This window comes from Glutamicibacter sp. JC586, from assembly GCF_009805585.1.
Lineage (GTDB): Bacteria > Actinomycetota > Actinomycetes > Actinomycetales > Micrococcaceae > Glutamicibacter.
Window position 1 is genome coordinate 45,678 of record NZ_VHIN01000021.1, and the last position, 25,063, is coordinate 70,740.

Sequence of the window (25,063 nt, forward strand, 5' to 3'; positions counted from 1 at the left end):
TGCTGTGATGTCATTCGTGCTCGTTACCCGGGAATTGGGCTAAGCGCACGCTCTACAAAGTGGTCAACTTCTTCGCGTGTGAGCAGCCCCTGTTCCACAATCAGATCGGTCACCCGAGAATCGGTGGCCAACGCCTCGGCTGCGATGGCCGTGGACGTGGTGTAACCGAGTACCGGTGAAAAGACCGTCACCATGCCAATATTGGCTTCGGCCAGTTCCCTAAGCCGCTGTGGATGCGCCATAATTCCGCTCACGCAATCTACCGCCAAGGAATCAGCTGCTATTGCCAAATGCGTCAAGCCACGTAGCAAGCTGTAGGCGATGATCGGCTCAAATGCGTTGAGCTGCAGTTGCCCTGCTTCGGCAGCCATGGAGATGGTCATGTCATTTCCGATAATGGAGAACGCCACCTGATTCACCATTTCGGGAATGACCGGGTTCACCTTACCGGGCATGATGCTGGATCCTGCTTGCATCGCCGGCAGGCTAATCTCACCAAAACCGGTTCGTGGTCCAGAGGACAGCAACCGTAAATCATTACAGACCTTGGAGAGCTTAATAGCAGTACGTTTCAGCGTCCCTGACATGAGTACAAAAGCACCACAGTCCTGGGTCGACTCGATGAGATTAGGCGCGGTCAATAACGGAAGACCAGAAATTTTCCTCAAGTGTTCTCGCACTGCCGGAGCAAAATCTGGATGCGCGTTGATTCCCGTGCCGATAGCTGTTGCACCTAGATTAATCTCATGAAGATGCGCCAGCGCCTCGCGTAGCCGTGCGATATCTTCAAGAATCATGACCTGGTAGGCCCCAAACTCTTGGCCCATGGTCATCGGTACCGCGTCTTGCAGCTGGGTACGACCCACCTTCACCACGTCGGCGAATTCATCGGCTTTCACCTTGAATGCCGCTGCCAGCCGTTCCAAGGAATCAATCAAGAGGTGTGTCGTGTAGATCGTCGAGAGCTTCAGCGCCGTGGGATACACGTCGTTGGTCGACTGTCCTTGATTTACATGCTCGTTGGGGTGCAGCACCGAGTACTGTCCAAAACTGTGACCAAGATGCTCCAACGCGGCATTGGCAATAACCTCATTGGCATTCATATTGGTCGAGGTGCCAGCACCACCCTGGATCAGACTCACCGGGAACTGGTCGTCCAGTTCCCCGTCAATCACTCGTTGGCAAGCAGCAGCGATGGGCGCAACCGTCGATTCGTCAAGCACTCCCAAGTCTCGATTGGCCAGTGCGGCAGCCAACTTGACCTGGCCCAAAGCACGGACTAGTTCCCTGCTCTGACCCACCGTTTCAACGGGTAAAGGGAAGTTCTCGGTGGCACGTAGCGTGTGAATTCCCCAGTAGGCAGAGTCCGGGACCTCTCGTGTACCGAGCAGGTCATGCTCTTGGCGCACTATGCACGGTCCTTGGCTGCAGCCCACTCTGGCAGGGTGTCTGCTGCGCGAGCTGCGCGAGCGTCGCCGGAACGAGCGTGGCCTTCAAAGTTTTCAGCGCGAGCGGCACGCCCCAACAGCACACCAAGCTCAGCCGAGGCATCCAAGCTGGTCACTTCCTGATAGGTGACGGTCTTGAGGAACTTGCCGACCCACAGGCCGCCGGTGTAGCGAGCAGCGTGACGGGTAGGAAGCACGTGGTTGGTGCCGATGACCTTGTCGCCGTAGGAGACACAGGTGTTCTCGCCCAAGAAGAGGGCACCGTAGTTGGTGAGCTTCTCTAGGGCGTCGCGCAGGTCCTCGGTGAAGATCTGCACGTGCTCGCTGGCGAACTCATCGGAGATCTTGTAGGCCTCTGCAAGATCGTCGGCGACGATGACCTGGCCGTGATCGCGCCATGCAGCTCCCGCGATTTCAGCGGTTGGTAGGTTCTTGAGCTGCTCGTCGATTTCGGCGAGAACTTCATGGCCAACTCGCTCGGAGGTGGTGACCAGGATTGCTGGTGAATCTGGCCCGTGCTCTGCCTGGCTGAGCAGGTCTACTGCGGTTAGGAATGGATCTGCCGAGTCATCGGTCAGGATTAGCACTTCGGTCGGACCTGCGAACAGGTCGATGCCCACTTCACCGAACAGCTGGCGCTTGGCTTCGGCAACAAAGGCGTTACCCGGGCCTACCAGAACGTCGACGCGGTCGATGCTTTCGGTTCCAACAGCCAGTGCTGCTACTGCCTGCACGCCGCCGAGCAGGTAGATCTCATCGGCACCGGCCAGGTGAATCGCGGCGATCGATGCATCTGGAATCTTTCCGTCTGGCGCTGGGGTGGCAGCAGCAACGCGCTGAACACCGGCAACCTTGGCGGTCACGATGGTCATATGTGCTGAGGCCAGCAGCGGGTAACGGCCGCCAGGGATGTAGGCGCCAACGGAGTTCACTGGGATGTTCTTCTGGCCCAGGAAAACACCTGGCTGAACTTCAGCTTCAAAGTCGGTCAGCGACTCACGCTGAAGCTTTGCGAAGCGGCGCACGTTCTCCTGCGCGGTTTTGATGTCCTCGATGGTCTGCGCTGGAACGCGTGCGATCGCAGCGCTGATTTCTTCTTGGCTCAAGCGCAATGTGCCCGGAGTGAACTTGTCGAACTTTTGCGAGTATTCGCGCACGGCTTCGTCGCCACGCTCGCGAATGTCGGCAATGACCGAAGCGACAGTTTCACGCACCGAGTCCGAAGAAGTGGTTGCGATTACCTCGACCTGGGCGTTTTTAATGTTGGTAGCCATGGATGGTTCCTTTTCTTGCTCAGACCAGCTGGGCTGGTCAATGGTTTTGTAAAAATTCAGGGGTAGTTAGTTCGCTGAAACTGAAATTTTCGAACGACGCTGAACGATGAAGCCAGCGATGACAGCCAGCACGGTGACAACGGCGCTGGTCAGAATCTCCAGCAGTCGCTGCTCGCCGGCGAAGAACATGTACACCAGCAGTGCACTCAGCGCACAAATCACGATCCAGTTCACGACCGGGAAGCCCCACATACGGATGACTCCCGAGACCGTATGCACATCCACTCCGTGGGACAGCAGGATCTTGCGGCTTCGTAGCTGTGATACCGCGATGACGATCCAGAACAAGATGGCCAGAGCACCGGTGGAGTTGACCAAGAAGGTGAAGACATAATCTGGTGCGGTGTAGTTCAAGACCACGCAGATCAGTCCTAGGAGTACCGAGAACCATATGGCCGCCGCCGGCGCTCCACGTTTGGAGACCTTGGCCAAAATTGCCGGTCCCTCCTTGCGTGCGGATAAAGAGAAGGCCATACGCGAGGAGGTGTAGAGCGAAGCGTTGAGCGTGGAGAGAATTGCGGTCAGAACGATGGCATCCATCACGGTGCCAGCCCAACCAATACCTGCAACATTCAACGCAGTGACAAATGGGCTGGTTCCCGAGGTGAATGAATCCCACGGAACCACTATCAGCAACACGATCATTGAGCCGATGTAGAACAGTAAGATACGGGTAACAACCGAATTGACCGCCTTGCGGACCGCCTGTTGCGGGTGCTCAGATTCACCGGCGGCAATCGTCGCCACTTCGGCTCCGAACATCGAGAAAACCACAGGAAGCAGAGCGGCCAGCAAACCGCTGATACCAAAGGGAAGGAATCCTCCGTGACCTTCGCCGCGAATGTTTCCTAGGGTGGCAGAGTCATTCGGGATGATATGGAAGATCAACATCAACCCCACCATAAGGAAGACCACAATAGCGGCGATCTTGATGGAGGAGAGCCAGAATTCCAGCTCGCCGAAGGACCTAACCGAGGCAAGATTGATCCCGAGGAAAACGAGAGTGACGACCAGCGCAGCTACCCACTGAGGGAAATCCGGTAGCCAGGTGGAGATGATGTTGGCTGCTGCCGTTGCCTCGATACCGACGACGACTCCCCAGTACCACCAGTACAACCAACCCACCGAGGTACCTGCCCAACGGCCAATAAAACGGCCCGCGTAGGCGGAGAACGATCCGGTTTCAGGTGAAACTGATGCCATTTCACCCAACATGCGCATCACCAGAACGACCAGCACACCCGCCACGAGATAGGTCAAGATAACGCCGGGGCCCGCAGAGAGAATGGCGGTGCTAGAAGCCACCAATAGACCTGCTCCAATGACTCCGCCCAAAGCGATCATCGAAAGATGCCGTGGCTTGAGAGTATGTGCCAGACCATTGGACCGGGGGTGCTTGTGTCCTTCGATTTCGGTGGTCACCTGACGGCTCCCGCGCTGAGATTCATCCCAGTCTTGTTGCTGTGTCATTTTTGCTCCATCTTCGGTATCGCAGATCTGTGCCCTTGTGTGGCAGACAAATTATTCGGCGCCGGCAACTACGATGTGGCACTGAACACTTTTTGAAGTGTACAGATTTGCACTTACATAAGACAACGGACAGTTATCTTAGAAAAGGCATAAGTTAAACTTATGTTTAACTTTATGCATCATTTTCCGCTCTTACTGCTCAAGACCCTGATCGCCCACCTCCGGCCATCCAGCGATTTTGCTTATAATTGATGGTTTATGTTGCAGTAGATCGCCACGCATTTTGCTTGGAAAATATCAGCCGAACGACGGTCTTCTGGACTCTGCAGAGACTTGAATTTTTCTTGCGTAACCTCCAGGGCAAAGAAAAGAGCGCCCACTATGGAGGCTCAGATCGTCCACTGAGATAAACAGTGGAAGCGTAATCAGATTAATTAAGACATGCAACGGACTGTTGCTAAGAACTAGTCGCTTTCCGGACCGGTGCAGAAATGACAGTCATCGTCACAGACGATAACTTCCTCATGCTGCGACGCATCATCTGAGCGCGACTCGATGGTCTGCACTGCGTTTAAAGAGGACATAAGATACTCCTAGAAATTCGGAATTCGACGGCGCCTTAGCTCAGGCGCGTGTTTCTGCGTCCGATCGCGAATAAAATAACAACTCACAGGCGGTCGGATGCTCCTGCTAAAATCGGCTAATAAAACCAACAGGCAAGCCAAGTGATCCGCAGGAGGCACAAATCCAAAGCTTGCCCGTTGGCAACTCAAGCCGCTCAATTAGCTATTGAATCGGTCCAAACGCAGGGTAGCGGTCGCACGGTGCGCCTCCATACCTTCAAACTCGGAGATTGAGGCAACATAGTTGGCCAGGCGAGGGGTGGCTTCCTTCTCCACACGCTGGAACGTCAATGGCTTCAAGAAGCGCGACACCGACAAGCCAGCTGATGACTTAGCACCGCGACCGGTTGGAAGGACATGGTTGGTGCCCGAAATTCCCTTATCCGAGTAGGCAACGGTGGACCATGCACCCAGGAAAATGGAACCGTAGTTTTTCAGATTGTCGTGGTACCACGCGTCATCTGAGGTCTGGATTTCCAGGTGCTCCGGGGCCAACATATCCATGATCTCAGCTGCGGTTTCGCGATTCTCGGCCAGATATACGGTGCCGTAATCACGCCATGCTGGGCCTGCGATGTTGCGGGTCGCCAGCGTCTCTAGCTGTTTCTCGATCTGCTTGATGACTGCTTCGCCAAAGGTGCGATCGGTGGTGACCAGCGATGCCGGGGACAGAACTCCGTGCTCGGCCTGACCAAGCAGGTCGGCTGCAACCAGTTCTGGGTCGGCGGTTTCATCAGCGATGACTGCAACTTCGGATGGACCGGCTAACAGGTCGATACCAACGCGACCGAAGAGCTGACGCTTAGCCTCGGTGACATAGGCATTGCCTGCGCCTACCAAGATATCGGCAGGTTGCTCCCCGAGCAGGCCAAAGGCCATAGCGGCCAAGGCCTGGACACCGCCTACAGCGAAAGCACGGTCAACGCCGGACAGGTACGCAGAGTGCAGAACTGCCGGGTGACCACCGGTTGGGCTGGTTGGAGGAGTACATGCGATCACCGTTGGTACGCCGGCAGCCTTCGCGACACCCACCGTCATGAATGCGCTGGCCAAGATCGGGAACTGACCTGCAGGCAGGTATGCTCCCACGCGTGGAACCGGGGTGTAACGCTGTCCAGCGAAGACGCCGGGAAGAATCTCGGTCTCAAAGTCGGTCAGGTGCTCTCGCTGTTCAACAGCGAACAACCGAGTTCGCTCTGCACCCGCGGCCAACGCCTCGCGCAGCTGAGGAGAAAGCTCATCGCCAGTCTTCGCAAGCTGTGCCTGGCTGATTTCGATATCTTTCCCCTCCCACCCATCTAGCTTCTGCGAATACTTGATTACGGCATCGATGCCGTTCTTTTCAATGTCGCTGAGCATTGCTGAAACCGTTTCGATCACGGCTGGCAGACGTTGGGCAGGAACGCCACCAACCTCTGGAGTCTTGAGAGCTTCGAATTTTCCGTTGATGAATGCCTTGTCGGCTTCGTTGATTTGCATGGCACTAACGCTAAGGAAGACTCGACAATCGCACAACCCGATATTTCACTATAGAAACCATCGGGTGAAACGATGGAAATTCAACCTTCATCGACCCATGAACCGCTCAAATTTGCGGGAAAATCAAGTCAGTTAACCTCAATTAGACCATGTCCCAGCTCACTACAAATGCGGTCTTTTGGCGATTGCTTCATCAAAAACTTTTCTCATCAACAGAAAGTTGAGCCTCTGTCATAGACTTTTGCCGTGACACTCACCCAGCTCAAGGCCTTTCTCGCCTCTTACGACCTCGGCTCATTTACTGCTGCCGCAAACCACTTGGATACCAGTCAGGCCTCGGTGTCGGAACTGATCTCGCGCCTGGAACAAGAAGTGGGCCTGAGTCTGTTCACCCGAGGAAGTCGACGCCTCAAACCCACCAATGCGGCAGTCGAACTGCGTGAGCACGCCCAACAGGCAGTGACCGCATTCGATAACGGGATTCAGGCGCTCAAGTCCATATCCTCCCTTGACGGCGGCGTATGCACTTTCGGAGTGATGCGGAATGCTAGTTATTACGACCTTTCTGACTTGGTGCAGCGATTTCACAAGCGCTACCCCAAGGTCAAGGTTCGCCTAGTTGGCCTGAACTCATCGGTCGTAGCCGAGTCAGTAGCCAACGGAGAGATTGAGGCAGGACTGGTAGTCCTGCCTGTTCCGGACGAAGACCTGGTGATCAAACCGCTGTTCCGCGATGAGGTGGTTTACGTGTCAACCACTCGAAGCCCACGCCAAGGACCGATGAGCATCGAGGAGTTCGCCTCCTCCAAGGTTGTGCTCTACGACGCCTACGCCGGATGGAATGACCCAACCCGAAAGCAGCTTCAGGAACGCGCTAGCCTCAAAGGGCTCCGTCTGGATCCTGACATTGAGGTCGAGCATGTTGAAACGGCTCTCAGCCTGGCATCCACCGGGGCGGCTGGCACCATCGTTTGTCGAACAATCGCCGAGGGACCAGGTTTTCCAAAAAACCTGAAGATTGTTCCTTTTTCAGAACCGCTCTACGACACTCTCGCATTGGTGCAGCGTGAGTCCTCCTATCTCTCCCCTGCCACTCAAAAAATTGCACAGTTGGCCGAGGGCACACTGATGGCCAAGGTTCGCCCCGAACAAGAACTGCCGATTCGCTAAAACAATGTCAGCGTGCTTCGTTACGGTGACCAGCGCAATTGTGACTCGCCGGAACCTGTGCCGGTTAACCCTTCTGCTCATCGTCCCGTGAGCTTTTCTAGCGCCGAAATTTGGCGTGAATGATTAGTGGGTACGACTTTGCCCAAAATTGATCCTGCCCCGGCGAAACTGTTCAATACATAGGCTCACCCTATGCTTTTCATCGTATCTAACGGGCTTGTGCCGGGGGAATGATCGCTTTACGCTGAGTGACATGCATTACCCGTCACCGTCCTACGAATCAGCCTACAATGGTTCGCAATCCTAAATTCCTGCTGAGTTAACCCAAAACTGTAAATGGAAAACGAGCAGGTGAAACCCCGTTCGCAAACTTGAAACGCAGTTAGTTTATGAATTTAAAAGGGTTCGCATCCGAGCCCAACGTCTCCAAATCTCAGGAGAATCGCAGGGGTTTGGATGGGCTTTAGCTCTAGTTGGATGACAAGAAGTCTTGATTGCAATACCAAGCCATATCAACCTTGAGCTCTCCATTGGTCACCGCTGGTGATCCCTTGGAAACGAAGATAAACAAAGGAACTGAACATGTCAGCATTCTCAAATGCCCTCACCTCTCGCGGGAGTACAAAACGCCAGCGTCGAACATTCAAGACCACCGGAACGCTCTTGGCACTGGCAGGCTTGCTGGCAGTCAGCGCCTGCAGCGGACCAAGCGCCACCACGACCGATTCCACTGACGGAACCATCAAGGTGGGCGTCGGTGCTTTGATGACAAACTTGGATCCAGCGCAAAACTTCTCTATTGCCACGGTTGGCATAGCAAATCTCTTTGGCGGAACCCTCACCACCCTAAATCCCGACGGTAAGGATGTCAGCATGGGGCTGGCTGAGTCAGTAACCGAAGGAGATGATCAGTACGTCGTCAAGCTAAAGAAGGGCCTGAAGTTTTCCGACGGCAGTGCGTTGACCGCCAAAGATGTGGAAGCCTCATTCAAACACTATCTGGCGGATGAAACCAACGGTTACGGTTATACCCTTGCGCCAATTAAAAAGGTTACTGCCACCGACGACCTCACAGTTACCTTCGACCTGAAGTATCCATACCCCTCACTGGGTTACGCGCTGTCATTGCCTGGGTCTATCATCGTTCCCGCCTCGGAAATCAAAGCGCGCGGCCAGAAGCTGTACCAGGGTGAGCCACTGCCAAGCTCTGGCAAATTCAAAATCCAGAAAAACTCTCCAACTGAGATGATTCTGGAGGCCAACGAGAACTACCCGGCACCCGCACCAGAAACGAAGACTATCGTCTTCCAGAAGGTTGTCGACCCGGTGTCCCGGCTGGCCCAAGTCCAATCCGGTCAGCTTGACTACGCCGAAGAGATCGCTCCAAAACAGATCCCACAATTAACCGACCCAGTTGAGGCTCGCGCAACCTATGCCGCAAACGGTCAATCCTTCATGGTGTTGAATAACCGCAAAAACAGTGTTCTCAGCGATGCAAATATCAGGAAGGCCATCTCTGCAGCAACTGACCGCGAGCAGATCAACAAGATCGTCTCGGCTGGCATGAACCGCATGGGGCTCGGATTATTCGCGAGCCAGTCCGACTATAATACGCCCTTCTTGAAAAGCACTGCAGATATTGAAGCTGCTAAAGCGTTCTTGAAGGGAACCAAATGCGAAAACGGTTGTTCCCTACGATTCATTACCTCTGGTGATAGTGACAGTGCGTTGATCGTCCAGCAGAACCTCAAGCCACTTGGAATCGATGTGAAAATTGAGAATATTGAGCAGGCAGTCTTTAACCAGGCTGCTCTAGACGGCAACTTCGACATCTTGGCAAGCGGCAACTTCGAACAGGGAGACTACCCAGCCATTTCCCTGCAGTTCACTCTTGGCCCCACCATCGAAGCATTGCGTTCAGGCTATGAGAACCCCAAAATGCTGGAATTGCTTGAGAGGCTGAAAGTCGAATCCGGAGACGAGTTGGCCGCAACCTTGGAACAGGTAAAGACCCTCTTTGAAGAAGATCTACCCTTAGTGCCGATTGCCGACTTTATGGTGGTTTCCGCCAGCCGAATCCCAGCTGAAGACTTCGGTCTGAACGCCAACTTGTTCTATCATGTTCGCTAACCCAGCAGTACCGGAGCTCAAATAATGATTGCCATTGTTCGCACATTTTGGGGGCGTATCCTGCAGATCGTACTCGTGGCACTGTTCGTAACTATCGGTACTACCGTGTTGATCCGCCTCGTTCCTGGAGATCCCGCCCGGTCCATACTCGGTGCGCGAGCTTCCGATGAGTCGGTCAAGGCGCTGAATAGTGAACTTGGGCTGGATTTGCCACTATTTGAACAACTGACGAATGCAGTACTCAACCTCTTTCGCGGTGACCTCGGAACTTCATTTGCCTTCCGCGGTCAGGATGTCATTTCACTGATTCTTCCGTCCCTATCGGTCACCGCAGCCCTGGCGGCCATCGCCCTAACGCTCTCCGCGGTGAGCGGCATCGCCGTAGGCCTGGCGCTCGCCTTGACCAAACGACCAGAACTCGATTTGGCTGGCCGATTAGTCATGACCGTTCTGCTTGCTACCCCAGGGTTCATGGCGGGGTTGGTCTTGCTCTACATCTTTGCCATCAATTTAGGGATAGCCCCGGCCGGTGGTTGGGCTGGAGAGTGGCCGGATAACGCAAAGTACCTCTGGCTTCCCGCTTTGGCCCTGACCGCCTACCTCGGCTCGCTGGTGGCGCGGGCGGTACGTCAAGCTGCGTTGGAAACCATTGGTGAATCATTTGTCCAGGCTGCCCGCACGCGAGGTGTACCCCGGCGTCGCATCGTGATGCGCCACGTACTTCCAAATGCCATACTGCCGGTGATCCCTCTCTTGGGATTGAACGCGGGTGCTTTGGTTAGCGGGGCGGTAATCGTTGAGGCTGTCTTTACCTTGCCAGGGCTCGGATCGAGACTGGTAGAAGCCATGGCTAGCCGTGACCTTCCAGTGGTTCAAGGCATCGCGTTGCTCGCTGCCGTCTCCATCGTGGTATTCAACCTGCTGGCCGACCTGTCAAATATGGCCGCCGACCCTCGCTTAAGAAAGACCCACTGATGACTGCAGCAGCCCAAGTCCCAGGCTTGGCCTCCGCGCAACCTACAACCCGTCCCAAGCAATTGGAGCTTCGGGTAGGCATCACACTGATTGCGCTGGTGGTTCTCGCCTCCATTTTTATCCCGATATTTAACACCACTGACCCGAATGCCCTCGTGGCGGCCCCGCTTGAGCCACCGTCCCTGGCACATCCATTCGGCACCGATACAGTCGGGCGCGATGTGTTCATCCGCGTCTTCACGGCCGGTCGACTGGATCTGACCTTGGCGGTACTGGGGGTTATTGTTCCGCTGGTCTTCGGAACGATACTGGGCACAGTAATAGGCGCGAGCCGTAAGAAGGCGCTCGACGTGGTGGTCATGCGCTTCACCGACGGACTGATCGCCTTTCCATTCATCATCCTGGTACTCATGATCGTATTGATTGTTGGTCCAGAAGCGACCATACCGCCCTTGCCGCCAGGCGCGCCTTCGGTGCTGGCCGCCACCTGGCTGGTGAACTGGACCACCTATGCTCGACTGGCTCGTTTGCGTACACATATCTTGCGACAAGAAGACTTCATTTCGGCCACAGGGTTGCTCGGCTATTCGCGCACGCGTGTGATTACTAAGCACTTGTTACCTTCTGTATGGCCTACCACCGCCACCTTTGCGGTCTCTGACCTCCTAAGTATTGTGGCCCTCATCGCGGCGCTACCATTCTTGGGAGGCGGTATCCAACCGCCTACCGCTGAGTGGGGCAGCATCATGTACGAAGGTCGCGGGGTAATCTCCCAGGCCTGGTGGATCTCATTCTCCACTGTCGGGGTCGTACTGCTTCTCGGCACGGGAGTCATGATGGTCGTCGATTCGCTTGTTTCCACTTCAAGAAGGGCCCTGTTGCCATGACCAACACCTTATTGGAAGCCTCAGAACTCGCGATTGAAATCGATGGTCGCCAACTTGTTTCTAGCGTTAATTTCAGCGTCGGCAAGGGAAGCGCTGTCGGGATTGTGGGCGAGACGGGTTCTGGCAAGAGCCTTACCTGTCGCGCCGTAGCCGGTTCCTTGTCCACCATTGGTGGGCGCATCAGCGCGGGTAACTTAAAGTTGAACGGCAAAGACCTGACCGATCCGAAGGCCTATGCGAAGCTTTACGGTCGGATCATTGGGTTGGTACCACAGAATTCACTGTCGGCGCTGAATCCACTCATGCGCATCGGCACCCACTTGATTGAAACAATTAAGATCTTGGGTACCGGGGGCGGGATTGGTACCAAAGATCGTGCCATTGATTTGTTGGCAAGAGTTGGCTTGCATAAGCCAGAACACGTGATGAAGCAGTATCCGCATCAGCTCTCCGGCGGCATGCGTCAACGCGTGATGATCGCGTTGGCCATCGCCGGGCGTCCAGAACTACTGATCGCCGACGAACCTACTACTGCCCTGGATGTCTCGGTGCAGAAGGATATTATCGAGCTGCTCGGGCAGCTGACACGTGAAGAAAATATGGCGCTAATCTTGGTGAGCCATGACCTAGGCGTTGTTTCGGCGGCCACAGAGAATGTTGCCGTGATGTATTCGGGCATGGTTGTCGAATATGGCCCCACCAAGGAACTGCTACAAAATCCACGGCATCCGTACACCAAGGCCCTCCTCGCAGCTCGGCCCTCACTGGAACACACCGGACGACTCATCGGCATCCCTGGCACACCGGCCACCCCCGATGCCTGGCCTACCGGCTGTCGTTTTGCCCCGCGCTGTCAGTTCGTACAAGATTCCTGTCTTCAGAACGTGCCCACGCTTCAAAGCGTCGGCTCCTCACATCAGGTGGCTTGTTACCGAGCAGATGAAATCGAAATATTAGACAACGCAGGTGAAGTATGAAACACGCTACTGATGAACCAGTCCTACTCGCCTCAGACGTTAGTTTTGCCTACGGATCCGGTCCAACAGTTCTACACAACATCAACCTTGCCCTTCACGCAGGCGGAGCCATCGGGATCGTGGGCGAAAGTGGGTCGGGCAAGAGCACACTGGCCGGCTTGCTGGTTGGCATGTCCACCCCGACCTCAGGATCTGTCACGGTGCACGGTCGACCATGGAAGTCTGTACGTCGCCGTGATCCGCAGCGGCTCGCGGTACAGATGGTCTTCCAAAACCCCTACACCGCTTTGAACCCCCGACTAACCATCCTCAATACGGTGGCAGAGGTTTTTCAGGTCAGCGAGAAATCCAGTAAAGCCGAATCCTTAGAACGTGCACGTGACATGTTGTCGCAGGTGGGACTCACCGGATCGGTACTGAACAAACGTCCTGAGGACCTGAGCGGTGGACAATGCCAACGCGTCGGAATCGCCCGTGCTCTGGCCGCCAAGCCATCAGTCATTGTGGCCGACGAGCCAACCTCTGCACTCGATGTTTCGGTTCAAGCGCAGATCCTGAACCAGCTGCGCGACCTACGTGAAGAACAGGACATCGGGCTCATCTTGATCTCTCATGATCTGAACGTGGTCAGCTACCTGACCGATTCAGCGATCGTCATGCAGCACGGCAAGGTCGTTGAACAGGGCCCCACCGCGCAATTGTTGAACGCCCCGGCCCACTCTTACACCCAGAATCTTGTGGACTCGGTCTTCTAAGCTCCTTCCACGACGCTCACCCATGAAAGGCCCAATAACTTGAACATCTCTTCAATCCCTAACCCTGATCTGGCAGTCACCTTTGACGACAAGCCCAACTGGGAAGTCTCGGACAATCGCCGTGCGGGTTGGCATAATCTGCCCACGACCACCCGCTATTCAATGACTCTGCGCGCCGAAGGTATTAGTCCGTTGAGCAAGGAGATTAACTGGAAGATTGGCGACCGCTCAGATGTGTCACGGTTCCTCGCGGTATCGCATTTCTCTGCCTTCGCCGTGGTCCGTGGCGACCGGGTAATTTTTGAGTCTTATGCCCCAGATTTTGGCCCCCAGCAAACTCATTCCGTCCAGTCCATCACGAAAACCCACCTGAACCTCATGCTCGGTCGGGTGGTTGCCGACGGCCTGGTTGACCTTGATGAAAAGGTCGGTATCTATCTTCCAGAAATCGGTTCTGCCTACGCCAATGCCACGGTACGCGATGTGTCGAATATGAACATCGAGAACGACTACACCGAGGACTGGAGTGATCCAAACTCTTTGGTCTTTGATATGGATGCTGCCATCGGCTGGCGACCACCACGCGAAGGCCAGAATGAGAAGCCGCTGCGTGAGTTCCTGTGTGGGCTCACCGGCAGCGATCTGACGAACCATGGCGGGGAGCTGAACTACAAGTCCGCCAATACCGAGATTTTAGCCTGGATTGTCGAGCGTGTAAGTGGCCGTCCGCTGCGGGATTGGCTGCTCGAAATTGTTGAAGCGGCCGGATATGAAGGGTGCTTCCATATCAGCTGCGACCGCGTCGGGGTTCCCATCCTTGCCGGCGGAGTTGCACTGACAGCCCGAGACCTGGCCCGCTATGGTTTGCTCTTTGCCCGAGGCGGCGAAGGTGTTGATGGGCGGAAGGTTGGAGACGCTCAATTCATAGAAGAAACCCGCAAGTCAACCGTGGGTCCAACGTGGGAAACTGCCAGTGGTTACATGCGCTACAACCGTGCCATGTTCACCAATGGCACATTCCTCGGTCACGGCGGCTGGGGCGGCCAGTACCTGCTAGTCAACCCTGATACTGATACCGCGGTAGTTTACTTCAGCGTGCTCGAAAATCGCACCGCTGAGGACCTAGAATTCTTTGCGCCTTTGATCGAAATGATGGACTCCGTCGCCGCCAGCTAGGTAAGGCAAACACCGGTGAAGGCGCTGTAGAGAATCACCCTGGACAGCGCCTTCTCTTTACCCACCAACCTCAACGATTGAAGGATGAGACACCTTGCACCCCTGGCGCATCAAAGATCTGCAAGCCCAAGACCTCGACTCACTGATCGAACTATGGCACGCATCGCGTGACGGGCACCTGCACTCTGTGTACAGCATTTCCGATGTATTGACTGCCGGAGTTCAAGGCCATAGCGTTGGGGCCTTCGTTGGCACCGAACTAGTGGGCGCAGCCATCGCCCGAATCCAAGAAGATCGAGCGTGGATCCTCATGCTCGGTCAGGCCCCGGCATGGCGAAACCAGGGTCTTGGTAGCTGCCTGCTCAACGCACTCGAAGAAACTTTTAGTGGCACCAAAGTCGCCAAACTATGCGCCCTACTACCAGCGAGCGAAGACCGTTTTCAGGCCTTTCACAACAGCGGATTTGAACCCCAGGAAGAGGTGGTCTACTTTGAACACTCGGTGCCGGTACCCCCACAAACCACCCAGACTCTTTTAAGGCTCGGTGGCACGCTGATGCCCCGCGGGCTATGGGATGAAGTTGCCGGAATGCGTGCGGAAAAAGAACTGATCGAGCGACGACTCATCCTTCCCTTGGCTCAAGAGGAACTCGCCAAGTCGCTCGGGGTTATCCCACCGCGAGCCGTTGCGCTCTTCGGGCCTCCTGGGACAGGAAAGACCACCTTCGCCAAGGCCGTAGCCTCCCGCTTGGGCTGGCCCTTTATCGAGGTTTTCCCCTCCCGTCTGGCAGCCGATCCGTCCGGACTCGCCGCGGCCCTGCGCCAGACCTTTAGCGAGATCGCACACCTAGAACATGCTGTGGTGTTCATCGACGAGGTCGAGGAGATCGCCGCACGACGCAGCGAAACTTCGCCTTCCCCCCTGCAGTCAGTGACCAACGAACTGCTCAAGACCATCCCGGCCTTCCGTGCCAAGGAGGGACGGTTGCTGATCTGTGCCACCAACTTCATCCGGTCTCTGGATCATGCATTCTTGCGCCACGGCAGATTCGACTATGTCATTCCCATCGGACTTCCCGATTTTGCCGCACGCCAAGCTATCTGGGCTCGATACATCCCAGAATCCGCTCGTGATCTGGTAAATCTAGCCATCCTCGCCCAGCACACCGAGCGTTTTTCCCCGGCCGATATTGAGTTTGCGGCCCGCAAGGCCTCCCAATGTGCCCTCGAAGAGTCCGTCTACGGCACTGCCAAGAACGATGCCCCGGAACTATTGCATACCGCTAACTATCTCGAAGCCATCGCACAAACGCAGGCCACCGCCAGCGAAGAAACCATCAACGACTTCCGCGCAGACATCACGGCTCTCGGTCGAATCTAGCTGCCACAGCTGTTCCACCCATCACACCATCACATCTAGGAGGCACAATGCTGTATCTCAAACGACGATTGCTGGCGATAGCAGTCCTAGCGGCCATGGCCACGACCTGCACCGTTGCTATCAGCCCGGCCATTGCACAACCTCGCCAGGTCGAGAAAATACCCACCGCCACCGGCTATGGTGGATCGGTCAGCACCGTGGACCCTGAAGCCTCGGCGGCCGCGATGAGCATACTACGCAAGGGAGGTAACGCGGTTGATGCTGCGGTCGCGGCGGCTGCCACTTTGGGCGTCACCGAACCCTACAGCGCTGGCATAGGAGGCGGCGGCTACTTTGTATACTACAACGCCAAAACCGGCAAGGTCAGAACCATCGACGGTCGCGAAACCTCTCCATCGGCAATGCCCACGGATGCCTTCAACGATCCTGCCACCGGGGCACCCTACAATTTCACCCCGGAGTTGGTCACCAGCGGGGTGGCAGTGGGCGTACCAGGAACCCCAGCCACGTGGGACCGTGCGCTAAAACGTTGGGGAACGATGAGTTTGTCCCAGACCCTGAAGCCGGCCATCAAGGTCGCGAAAGCAGGATTTGTGGTTGATCAAACCTTCCGCGATCAGACCCTCGAAAATAAGCTGCGCTTCAATACTTTCACTTCTACCCAGGACCTGTTCTTGCCCGGAGGTGACGCACCTGCCGTCGGCAGCATTTTCAAGAATCCCGACATCGCCAAGACCTACAGCCTGCTGGCCAAAAAGGGAACGGACGCGTTCTACACCGGCCAGGTGGCCCAAGACATCGTGGATTCGGTGACCCGTCCACCGCTCTCTGGAGACACCGATCTGCCTGTACCGGTGGGCTTCATGTCCACCGATGATCTTGCCGCATACAAGAGCATCGACCGCGCCCCGACCCATGTGTCATATCGCGGACTGGACGTATACGGCATGGCTCCTTCCAGTAGCGGTGGGACCACGGTAGGTGAGGCCTTGAATATTCTGGAAGGTTATGACCTGAAGAGCATGCCGACCGAGGAAGTCCTTCACCACTACGTTGAGGCCGCCTCGCTGGCCTTCGCGGACCGGGCTGCTTACGTCGCCGACCCCGCGTTCGTCAACATTCCGCAAAAGGCCCTGACCGACCAGCTCTTCGGCCAGGAACGCGCCTGCAACATTGATTCGGCGACCGCCGGGACCAAACCATTCGCCCCGGGTGATGTCACCTCCTACGACGGCAAATGCCCGACCTCGACGGTGGCATCCGGCGATGAGACGGACACTGAAAACATCTCCACCACTAACCTGACCGTCGCTGACCGATGGGGCAACGTCGTTGAATATACGTTGACCATCGAACAGACCGGCGGATCAGGCATCGTTGTCCCTGAACGTGGTTTCCTGCTGAATAATGAACTCACCGACTTTAGCCCGACCGGACCTAACCGGATCGAGCCGAATAAGCGCCCCCGTTCCTCTATGTCACCAACGATCGTGCTGAAAGATGGCGCACCATACCTGGCCCTGGGCTCGCCTGGTGGATCGACCATTATTACTACCGTGCTGCAAACGCTGGTGAACCGTGTAGATCGTGGAATGAACATTTCCCAGGCCGTCGCTGCCCCTCGCGCAGCACCTTGGAATGGACCAAGCGTCACCGCCGAACCAGAGTTCATCGAACAGTACGCAAGCAAACTAAAACTCTTCGGCCACGATTTCTACCCGTCGGGTGATTCCTTTACCGCCGAAGCCGAAATTGGTGCGGCCACCGCCATCGAGTTCGGTCCGAACGGGTTGCAAACCGCCGTTGCTGAACCCACTCGTCGTGGTGGCGGATCGGCATTGGTTCTGAAACCAGCTAAGTAGAAATTCTCAGCGGATCAGACTCATCTATCGACAGTTGCTGAGCAGCAAGCCACGTTGCTCGGCAACTGTCACCATTAGAGCTGCCCAGGGGGGCTCTAATGGCGGAACCTCTTAGCTGATGCTGCGTTCAACAGCAGTTTGTTCATAGTATTTTTGCGAGTCCTTCACATCCTGGGTGTAAGGCTTGGCCGAGTAATGCTGCAACTCGATGAGCCCTGCGGGCAGGCCGGAGCTGGTGAGGATTGCCCGACCTCGTGGCAAGGCAGCCAAGTCGGCCACGTCCAAGATCCGTTCGCGTTGCATCGAACTGGATACCGACCGCCCGGTGCGGTTACTGGTGCTGGAGGAGCGTTTGGGTACGTCGCGTTCACCGACGAGCTGGGCGAGGAACGGCAAGAACTTATCGTCAGACAAGCCGCTACCGGCGACTCGGATATTGGCCGCGCCCCAGAGCTTGTTCATACCCTTTTCGCCGTAGGCTTCCACGCCTTGGCTGTAGGACTGGAAGAACGTGGAGACGACGATGCCACGGGAACCGTAGTGTGAATACACGTCCGGTAGTTCGCGCCAGCGCACCACGTTCGCGGCTTCATCCAACACGGCCGTCAGTGGGGTTTTTAGCCGGCCCCCAGGCTGGCTGGCTGCGGTTTTCTCCGCTTCGGTCATGACGGCCATGACCAGGGCTGCGGTGATCGCCCGGGCGGAGCCTCCGCCTTCCTTAGATACCAAGTACAAGGTATCGGTGCCGGTGGCCAGCTTGCGATGATCAAACTCGGGGCGATTGACCCCATTATTGCGAATCCACGGGATCACCTTGTCATAGGACAGCACGTTCACCCACGGGCGCATCGTGCCATACACACCGTCACGCTGCTTCGGGGTGAGCTTCTGGATCTGCTCCAAGGAGTTTGCCAAGGCGAGGTGATCATGGTCTTTGAGCAGGTCACGGGCGGTGAAATCCTCAGGATCTTGCGCCCACGCAAACACATCAGTAATCGGACGCCGCCCCACAGCAGCAGCGAAAAACAAATGCGAGAGCAACCGCTTACCGTCAGACTCAAAATACGCGTCCTGCTTGGCACCCGCATCGGTCGCCGAAGCCAAGAACACGTCAGCGAGCTTTTCAGCAGTTTCCATATCGGTGACGAACGACAGCGGATTCCACCACCAGGACCGTTCTTCACCGATGATGCCCTGCACGTCGTGTACCCACACGGTGCCCACCCGGGCGCGCGGGCCACGGGTCATATCCACAATGTCGCGCTTATTCGAGGTCGCCAGCACCGGACCGCCAGTTTCGAGGATCTGGGGGACGCACACGCAGGAGGTTTTACCGGCTCGTGGCCCCATCAACCAGATCTGCACCCACTCATAGGAAGCAAACAAGCTAGCCTTGTTGTTTACCAGCTTCGCCAACGGCACGCCGATGCCGGCTTTTTGTGCGCCGAGGCGTTCGGCATCCGCCAGGGCTGCGGGTTCTTCCAAGGCCTTGAAGTCCTTGGCGTGAGCCATTTCCTTGGCCAGATGATCAATACGGGAGCTGGTGCCCCGGCTGCGCCGCCACACCACCACGAGCATCACGATGACCGCCAGCAGGAGCAGCAGGCCCAGGGCGAACACAGCGATTTGCAGCCCGCCCACCGGCAGGTAGCCGCGTGATTGATCCATGAGGATCTGCACTGGATTATTCGAGGACTGAGGCACGTTCGGGTCGAGGATCGCGCCGAGCGTCCACAACAGCACGCCCATGATGCCTAAGGTGAGGATGCCGCCGGCGATGATCCACAGCAGTTCATCGTTGGCTGGCTGGTTCTTGCGCCCTGAGCGCGGATCAGCGTTGAACATTATTTGACCATCTCCCAGGCCCGGTTGGTATCCGAAATTTCGAATTCCAGGTCGGTGAGCTGCGTGACGAACGGAGTACCGGGATTCTTGCCGACTTTCATGATGAAGTGTCCTGCACCGGGCCGGCGGGAGGCCTTGTTGGTTTTCGGATCAACCACGGCTTCACCGGTCCAGTCAGTCATCAACGCTTTTTCCTTGGAAGACAGGGCGAACACTTCTTCCAGGTTGCCCATCTCCGAGGGAGCCAAGCCGCCCAGGAAGACCAGGGCGGAGCGTTCCACGAACCCCCACGCGGTAGCGGTCAGGTGCTCTTTGGATAGCCTGAGGTCGTTCATGGTGTGGGTGATCATGACCTGGCCGATGCCGCGTCCGCGATTCAGGCGGGTGATGGTGTCGATGAAGTGCACCATGTCATCGGATGCCCGCAGGATGCGCCATAGCTCGTCCATGACCAGGAAGTAGGTGCGGCGCTGGCGTTTGCCCGCTGCCGCCAGGTGCTGCTCGGCAGAGACGGTGGCTGATCCGAGGTTCCAGCACAGGGACTGCACAGCAGCGACCAGCACGGAGTCGTTTTCGTTGACCCCGGAAATGTCGAACACCACCGGCACCCCGGGAGTGATGTGAGCATCCGAAGGCTTGGAGAACATGTCCCCATACGCGCCGGAAGGGCCGAGGTTGATCAGCGCGTCCAGCAGGGCTTGGAGCCGCTGGTCGTATTCGTGGTCATCATCGTAGGCGAGCACGTTCTGGCGCAGCACCTCGGGCCGGGAACGAATGAAATCCACCAGATCACCGATCAATGGCGCTTGGGTGAGGTTCGGATCGAGTTCGTTGATCGCCACCGACAAGCAGGTGGATTCGTGAGGCTTCAAGGGCCGGCCCAGCATCATCGAGGCGATGCCTTCCATCAGCGAGCGGCGGCGGCTGATCATCTCCTGGATCGCAATGTCCCGTGCTTTTTCGTCGTCGATCTCGTTCAAGCTGGCCACCAGTGGCCCAAGATCCAACGGGTTCAGATGCCCCTGGCCGGGGGAGAAGGTGATGACCTGCCCGCCCAGGGCGCGGATATGCGGCACATAATCAGGGCGGGAATCAGCAAGGATCATCGGCACCACACCCCACGCTGAGAGCACCGCCAAGAGACGGTGCACCAGCGAGGTCTTACCTAGTCCTGGCTGGCCGAGGATGAACGCGGAAGGGTTAGAAATGATGCCGTTGAGGAACCACGAAATCGGATCGCCGGTCACGAGCGTGTTGCGCAGCAAATGGCGGCCCAACGGGGCACCAATGGTCGGCAATCCGGCACCGTTGACGAAGGGCCAGAACCCGCACACCTGCACCGCTGAACCTTGAATCTCTACCGGGTTTTCGATGTAGTTCACCGGCCCGCCACCACGCCGATTCCAGCCCGCATCCGATGGGGTGTACCGGGATTGGGCGCCCTCGGCCAACAGGCGAGAGAGCAAGCCTGGCTCCTTGACTGGCTTGGGCGCTGCCTTCTTCGCAGCGCGTTCCAAGCGGGCCACATCGCGCTTGGTCAACGTCAGACTATGAGGCTGCGTGAGGTCAGCAGGGGCAGGACGCTGGGGGCGCTTGTTTGAGAGCTTTAAGGGAGTCATTAGAACCACGTCTTCAGCTCGTCGGGGATCATCATGTGATCAGGCACGACCATGCCTAGCGGCAAGCCTGCCTGGAACGTGACCGCTTGGTTCGCCAACGCTTCACGAACCCGCAGCTTGGCGTGAGACACCAGGCCGGGCACGGTGCGATCAAACTTTCGCAGCTCCGTCTCATCTTTGACGCTGATGGTGATGATCAGCCCGAACCGGGTCAACCCTGAACCTAGAGCTTCTTCCTGGGCTGTTTTCTGCGCGGCCGCCAAACGCTGGCGGGCACGCACGGAAACGCGCTGCTGCGAGCCGGAGAACATCGCATCCTTCTGCTCGTTCTCCACCACCGTGGAAGTCTGATCCGCAGGAATTGGGCGGTACAGCAGGGTCACACGCTTGCGCAGCGCTCCCTCGCTCGGGGCGGTGAGACGAGCCAACGAGTTGGACATGAACGCGCCGCGCGGGCCTTCATACATCGTCCACGACTTCGACACCGCCCGATCGTGCCGGTAATGGTCGAACGCATCCACCGCGAACGACGGGCCAGCATCCTCCCACGCCAGCCCGGTACCACCGGCAGCTTGTGCTTCCTCCACCGCCACGGCCGTGGTCGGGTCATAAGCGACACGGGTGAAATCAATGATTTCCTGGGCCGTGTTCGGGCGTACGGCCCCGGCCCCGGTGTTTGCCAACCCAGAAATAATGCCTGGGAGTTTGTTGCCGATTTCCTCAGCCATTTCTTCCATGCCCCGATCCCCGGCTTTGCCGTCAACTCGGCGGCCGTCGAAGGTGAGGGTAATGCGGGCCACGACCTCAGGCGCGGTGGAATGATCAGTCTGGGCGATGCGTTTCACGACACGCTGGGCGAATTCGGGAGCGTCCTCGCGATGGTTATCCGCCAGCAGCTTTTGCAGACGCAGGCCCGAGTCCTGGGAAGGTTCAATAGTGACCGAAGCTCCGCGGATGCCTTCATCCAGGCCGCGTTGGGTCAGCCAGTTCGCCCAGTGCGCCACCTGGTTATCTACGTCGGCCTGGTCAATGAGGTTATCCCCGTTGGGGAAGCATTCAAGGACTACGGAGTAGTTGTGGTGGCCACGTGAGGATAAGCGGATCAGTCCGAAAGGGTTGCCGTAAGAATCAACGGATTCAGTCAACTGGGACTTGGCCATCAAACCTGGTAGGCGTACTTGGCCATCAGGGGTGAACCCGGTGGGGCCGGAAAGATAGACGTGCTTTTTGGATGCGACTTTCTGCCGCTGAGCTAGGCGTAGCATGAGTCTCCCATAGATTGAACGGCCTTGTTTCTTAGTGACCAGCAGCAGCACGGCCGCGAGGATGGTGGTCAGCGCGATGACGACGGCGGCCATGATCCAGCCACGCGCAGCGGTGACAATGACGATGAGAACAACAGGCACCAGCATCAGGCTTTGCCCCATGGACAGGCCCAAGAGGCCTGAGCGGCGAGGAACGGTCAGGTTCCCGAACGTGTTCGGTTCAATCCGTACATCGGTGGTGGCCATGATTATTCGCCGTCCTCGTCTACGAGCTTGCTGGGATTTGCCCCGTTAGCGAGGCCTTTCACGTCGCCCATTTTCTGCATTGCCTCGTTGGCTTTGCTGGTGGGCTTGGCCCCTGAAGGCCCACTGGTTTGTGGTGAGCTTGAAGAACTAGCGCCCGAGGCACCGGCACCTGTGCTGCCGGAAGTAGAAGAACCAGAGGAACTAGCACCCGAAGGGTTGGAACCCGAAGAGGCTGATCCAGGATTCCCCGCGCTACTATTCGAGGCCCCGGAAGAAGCAGTAGAACCGCTACCAGCAGCAGGAGAACTGCTAGAGCCTGTGCCGGACGTTGAATTGCTTGAACCACTGGCAGAAGACCCAGCACTAGAACCAGAAGCAGCGCCGGAACCAGAGCTAGAAGCAGATCCGGGACTTCCCTCACTAGAAGCAGCACCCGAAACAGAAGAACCGCCATCGGTACCACTAATAGCTTCTGAGGCCGAAGAACCACCACCTCCAGCTGATCCACCACCGGACGCGCCACCACCTGTAGTACCAGCGGCCGCAGATTCACCACCAGCTGCACCACCAGAAGCGGCGCTACCAGCCGACGCGCCAGCACTAGCTGCACTACCGCCACCGGCTGCGCCAGCAGCAGTCGAACCACCACCAGCCGCAGCAGCACCGGAGGCACCAGCGCCGCCGCCCATCGCCGCACCAGCACCACCAGCAGCAGCGGCCGCACCGCCAGTACCCGCGACAACCGCTGCACCAGCAGCGAGCGTGACACCAGCACCAAGAGCCGCACCACCAGAGAATGCACCAGCACCCACACCAGCAGCAGGAACAATGAACTTAATCAACGCTGGCAACGCTAAGGCCGCTAACAACAAGATCAGCAAGGCAATGAGCGTGGAATGCATCGCTTCAGTAATCGATGGTTCTGAGCCCTCAGGGGTACTGCCTTCAACCAGCATGCGGAATCCCAAAGAGTAAATACCCGCAGCTACCGGTTTGAACAGCAAAAGCGCGATCAGCCACCCATTGGCTTTACGCCATGCTTGGCGGCCTTGTTCTGAACCGCTAGCCGCAGCCAGAGCCACGATAAAAGCGGAGAGGATCAGGAACATTACGTCACGGAAATACATGAACAACAGGTTGATGACTGCACCGAGCAGCAACAGGATGAACATCAAAAATGCTGGGCCTGGACTGGAAATCAACGCTGAACTCGTGGTCAACATCTGTGTTAGATCCACGTTTCCATCGGTAGAGCGCTCAACAATCCACTTAGAAAACTCATCGGAAGCCGTGAGCAATAAGCTAATGCCTGTTGCGTAAGCGGTGGTAGCGAGGATCAGGTTCACAATCGGTGTCCCTAAACCGATGAGACTGTTTTTCACGTCTTGGGACGTGACGAGTTTGATCAGCCCGATGAGGAATCCGAGGATCGCGAATCCTGCAACGTACCAGGACATGTCATCACGCAAACTAATGACAGCAGCGTTATCCACGTCGGGGCTCGGCGTATCCATCCAGAACGTGGACACCTGGGCAACGAATCCCACCGCACCGTCATACAGGGATTGCACGAAGTCAGTAATCGCACTATCGGCAAGGTTTTTTAGACCCTCGCCACCTTTGCAGATGAAATCTAAGGGAGCGCATCCTGCTGCTTGTGCCATTGGAAACCTACTTTAAATCGGTATATGCGCTTGGATCATTGGCGATACCCCAAGCTGGGTCGCCAGATGAAAGATCCAATCGCCAGTCATTAGCTTCTGTATCCCATAGAAGATCGACACGAGTTGACACATACTGATCACCGGCTGGGCCTATGTACTCAACGGATGCCGCATTTTCTGAGCTATTCATGATGCGGTAGCCAGAAATTATTGGGTACTCTGAAGGTTGTTCTAGGGACTGCCACTCTTTGAATAGTTCATCGCGTTCCGGTGACTCGGCGGCTGCTTCAAGTACCCCTGCTCCAGAAATGTCCAGTAGCAGCGTAATTCCCGCGTAGACTGCGCCGGTTGGTGTGTGGCTGAAGCACCGCCAAAAATCGCCGTCCATCTTCGCTGGCCCATGATCAGAATTCACCGGTAATAGCATCCCGGCGGGGTGGCGTTTCCACTCCGTAGCAGGTGCATCGTTCGGGAATGAATTATCCGTGCTTAGAGCAGGGCAATCCCCGGTGGCTGGTTCAGAAGCCGAGGCCGTCGCCGATGGGGAGGAAGAAGGTGAAGATGTTTGAACTGGCACCGTCGGTGCCGGTTCAGTAGTAGTCGCTTCCGGTTCCGGGTTGATACGGGGGAAGAATATTAACCCTGCGATCACCACAACCACGATGAGGGCGAGGATGCCGCCCCAGAGTTTCCAGTTTCTGCCTAATGGATCAGTTTCAGCCATGAGGATCTTCTCTTTCTCTTAGACGGTTCACCG

At 56.7% G+C, this 25,063-nt stretch carries 18 protein-coding genes; 9 read left to right on the top strand and 9 right to left on the bottom strand.

Annotation, left to right across the window (positions count from 1 at the left end; translation table 11 throughout):
* Window positions 1-23: 23 nt before the first annotated feature.
* The 4 genes from FJV47_RS13705 to hisD (FJV47_RS13720) form a co-directional block, all read right to left on the bottom strand.
* Window positions 24-1,409: an aspartate ammonia-lyase gene (locus FJV47_RS13705; protein WP_235026476.1), complete on the bottom strand. Its 1,386-nt coding sequence runs from the start codon at window positions 1,407-1,409 to the stop codon at window positions 24-26.
* Entirely contained in the window at window positions 1,409-2,722 is a 1,314-nt protein-coding gene (gene hisD, locus FJV47_RS13710) for a histidinol dehydrogenase (protein ID WP_159613967.1), read from the bottom strand. Before hisD (FJV47_RS13710) ends, FJV47_RS13705 begins: the two co-directional genes overlap by 1 nt.
* A 66-nt stretch (window positions 2,723-2,788) precedes the next feature.
* Window positions 2,789-4,252, bottom strand: a complete 1,464-nt coding sequence (locus FJV47_RS13715) for an amino acid permease (protein ID WP_159613968.1) — start codon at window positions 4,250-4,252, stop codon at window positions 2,789-2,791.
* 782 nt (window positions 4,253-5,034) lie between these two features.
* Window positions 5,035-6,354 carry a histidinol dehydrogenase gene (gene hisD, locus FJV47_RS13720; RefSeq protein ID WP_159613969.1) on the bottom strand — a complete coding sequence of 440 codons (1,320 nt, stop codon included), beginning with the start codon at window positions 6,352-6,354 and terminating at the stop codon, window positions 5,035-5,037.
* A gap of 246 nt (window positions 6,355-6,600) precedes the next feature.
* Here hisD (FJV47_RS13720) and FJV47_RS13725 point away from each other — a divergent pair, with 246 nt between their 5' ends.
* The 9 genes from FJV47_RS13725 (at window position 6,601) to ggt (ending at window position 17,667) form a co-directional block, all read left to right on the top strand.
* Entirely contained in the window at window positions 6,601-7,524 is a 924-nt protein-coding gene (locus FJV47_RS13725) for a LysR family transcriptional regulator (RefSeq protein ID WP_159613970.1), read from the top strand.
* 582 nt (window positions 7,525-8,106) lie between these two features.
* Window positions 8,107-9,654: an ABC transporter substrate-binding protein gene (locus FJV47_RS13730; protein WP_159613971.1), complete on the top strand. Its 1,548-nt coding sequence runs from the start codon at window positions 8,107-8,109 to the stop codon at window positions 9,652-9,654.
* Window positions 9,655-9,678: 24 nt separating this feature from the next.
* A complete protein-coding gene (locus FJV47_RS13735; protein WP_159613972.1) occupies window positions 9,679-10,629 on the top strand; it encodes an ABC transporter permease in 951 nt (316 codons plus the stop codon).
* Complete coding sequence (locus tag FJV47_RS13740; protein WP_159613973.1) at window positions 10,629-11,516, top strand: ABC transporter permease; 888 nt, start codon at window positions 10,629-10,631, stop codon at window positions 11,514-11,516. The genes FJV47_RS13735 and FJV47_RS13740 overlap by 1 nt, the downstream gene beginning before the upstream one ends.
* Window positions 11,513-12,493: an ABC transporter ATP-binding protein gene (locus FJV47_RS13745; protein WP_159613974.1), complete on the top strand. Its 981-nt coding sequence runs from the start codon at window positions 11,513-11,515 to the stop codon at window positions 12,491-12,493. The genes FJV47_RS13740 and FJV47_RS13745 overlap by 4 nt, the downstream gene beginning before the upstream one ends.
* A complete protein-coding gene (locus tag FJV47_RS13750; RefSeq protein ID WP_159613975.1) occupies window positions 12,490-13,248 on the top strand; it encodes an ABC transporter ATP-binding protein in 759 nt (252 codons plus the stop codon). Before FJV47_RS13745 ends, FJV47_RS13750 begins: the two co-directional genes overlap by 4 nt.
* Window positions 13,249-13,287: 39 nt before the next feature.
* Window positions 13,288-14,424: a serine hydrolase gene (locus tag FJV47_RS13755; RefSeq protein ID WP_159613976.1), complete on the top strand. Its 1,137-nt coding sequence runs from the start codon at window positions 13,288-13,290 to the stop codon at window positions 14,422-14,424.
* 94 nt (window positions 14,425-14,518) lie between these two features.
* Window positions 14,519-15,805, top strand: a complete 1,287-nt coding sequence (locus FJV47_RS13760) for an ATP-binding protein (protein WP_159613977.1) — start codon at window positions 14,519-14,521, stop codon at window positions 15,803-15,805.
* Window positions 15,806-15,852: 47 nt separating this feature from the next.
* A complete protein-coding gene (ggt, locus tag FJV47_RS13765) occupies window positions 15,853-17,667 on the top strand; it encodes a gamma-glutamyltransferase (RefSeq protein ID WP_159613978.1) in 1,815 nt (604 codons plus the stop codon).
* Window positions 17,668-17,778: 111 nt separating this feature from the next.
* On the opposite strand, the gene FJV47_RS13770 is transcribed toward ggt, so the two are convergent.
* Genes FJV47_RS13770 through FJV47_RS13790 form a run of 5 tightly spaced genes read right to left on the bottom strand, consistent with a single transcriptional unit; the run spans window position 17,779 to window position 25,030 of the window.
* On the bottom strand, window positions 17,779-19,512 hold the full coding sequence (locus tag FJV47_RS13770) for a type IV secretory system conjugative DNA transfer family protein (protein ID WP_159613979.1): 1,734 nt from the start codon (window positions 19,510-19,512) through the stop codon (window positions 17,779-17,781).
* Entirely contained in the window at window positions 19,512-21,131 is a 1,620-nt protein-coding gene (locus tag FJV47_RS13775) for a hypothetical protein (RefSeq protein WP_159613980.1), read from the bottom strand. The genes FJV47_RS13770 and FJV47_RS13775 overlap by 1 nt, the downstream gene beginning before the upstream one ends.
* A complete protein-coding gene (locus FJV47_RS13780) occupies window positions 21,131-22,642 on the bottom strand; it encodes an SCO6880 family protein (protein WP_159613981.1) in 1,512 nt (503 codons plus the stop codon). Before FJV47_RS13780 ends, FJV47_RS13775 begins: the two co-directional genes overlap by 1 nt.
* A gap of 2 nt (window positions 22,643-22,644) precedes the next feature.
* On the bottom strand, window positions 22,645-24,306 hold the full coding sequence (locus FJV47_RS13785; protein WP_159613982.1) for a hypothetical protein: 1,662 nt from the start codon (window positions 24,304-24,306) through the stop codon (window positions 22,645-22,647).
* A gap of 7 nt (window positions 24,307-24,313) precedes the next feature.
* Entirely contained in the window at window positions 24,314-25,030 is a 717-nt protein-coding gene (locus FJV47_RS13790) for a hypothetical protein (RefSeq protein ID WP_159613984.1), read from the bottom strand.
* Window positions 25,031-25,063 lie beyond the last annotated feature (33 nt).

Excerpts from the sequence above, each read along its gene's own strand:
- hisD (WP_159613969.1), bottom strand. The coding sequence starts at position 6,354 with ATGCAAATCAACGAAGCCGACAAGGCATTCATCAACGGAAAATTCGAA.
- FJV47_RS13715 (WP_159613968.1), bottom strand. The coding sequence starts at position 4,252 with ATGACACAGCAACAAGACTGGGATGAATCTCAGCGCGGGAGCCGTCAG.
- FJV47_RS13730 (WP_159613971.1), top strand. The coding sequence starts at position 8,107 with ATGTCAGCATTCTCAAATGCCCTCACCTCTCGCGGGAGTACAAAACGC.
- FJV47_RS13740 (WP_159613973.1), top strand. The coding sequence starts at position 10,629 with ATGACTGCAGCAGCCCAAGTCCCAGGCTTGGCCTCCGCGCAACCTACA.
- FJV47_RS13775 (WP_159613980.1), bottom strand. The coding sequence starts at position 21,131 with ATGACTCCCTTAAAGCTCTCAAACAAGCGCCCCCAGCGTCCTGCCCCT.
- FJV47_RS13785 (WP_159613982.1), bottom strand. The coding sequence starts at position 24,306 with ATGGCACAAGCAGCAGGATGCGCTCCCTTAGATTTCATCTGCAAAGGT.
- FJV47_RS13745 (WP_159613974.1), top strand. The coding sequence starts at position 11,513 with ATGACCAACACCTTATTGGAAGCCTCAGAACTCGCGATTGAAATCGAT.
- FJV47_RS13790 (WP_159613984.1), bottom strand. The coding sequence starts at position 25,030 with ATGGCTGAAACTGATCCATTAGGCAGAAACTGGAAACTCTGGGGCGGC.
- FJV47_RS13750 (WP_159613975.1), top strand. The coding sequence starts at position 12,490 with ATGAAACACGCTACTGATGAACCAGTCCTACTCGCCTCAGACGTTAGT.
- FJV47_RS13780 (WP_159613981.1), bottom strand. The coding sequence starts at position 22,642 with ATGGCCACCACCGATGTACGGATTGAACCGAACACGTTCGGGAACCTG.
- FJV47_RS13735 (WP_159613972.1), top strand. The coding sequence starts at position 9,679 with ATGATTGCCATTGTTCGCACATTTTGGGGGCGTATCCTGCAGATCGTA.
- ggt (WP_159613978.1), top strand. The coding sequence starts at position 15,853 with ATGCTGTATCTCAAACGACGATTGCTGGCGATAGCAGTCCTAGCGGCC.
- FJV47_RS13770 (WP_159613979.1), bottom strand. The coding sequence starts at position 19,512 with ATGTTCAACGCTGATCCGCGCTCAGGGCGCAAGAACCAGCCAGCCAAC.
- hisD (WP_159613967.1), bottom strand. The coding sequence starts at position 2,722 with ATGGCTACCAACATTAAAAACGCCCAGGTCGAGGTAATCGCAACCACT.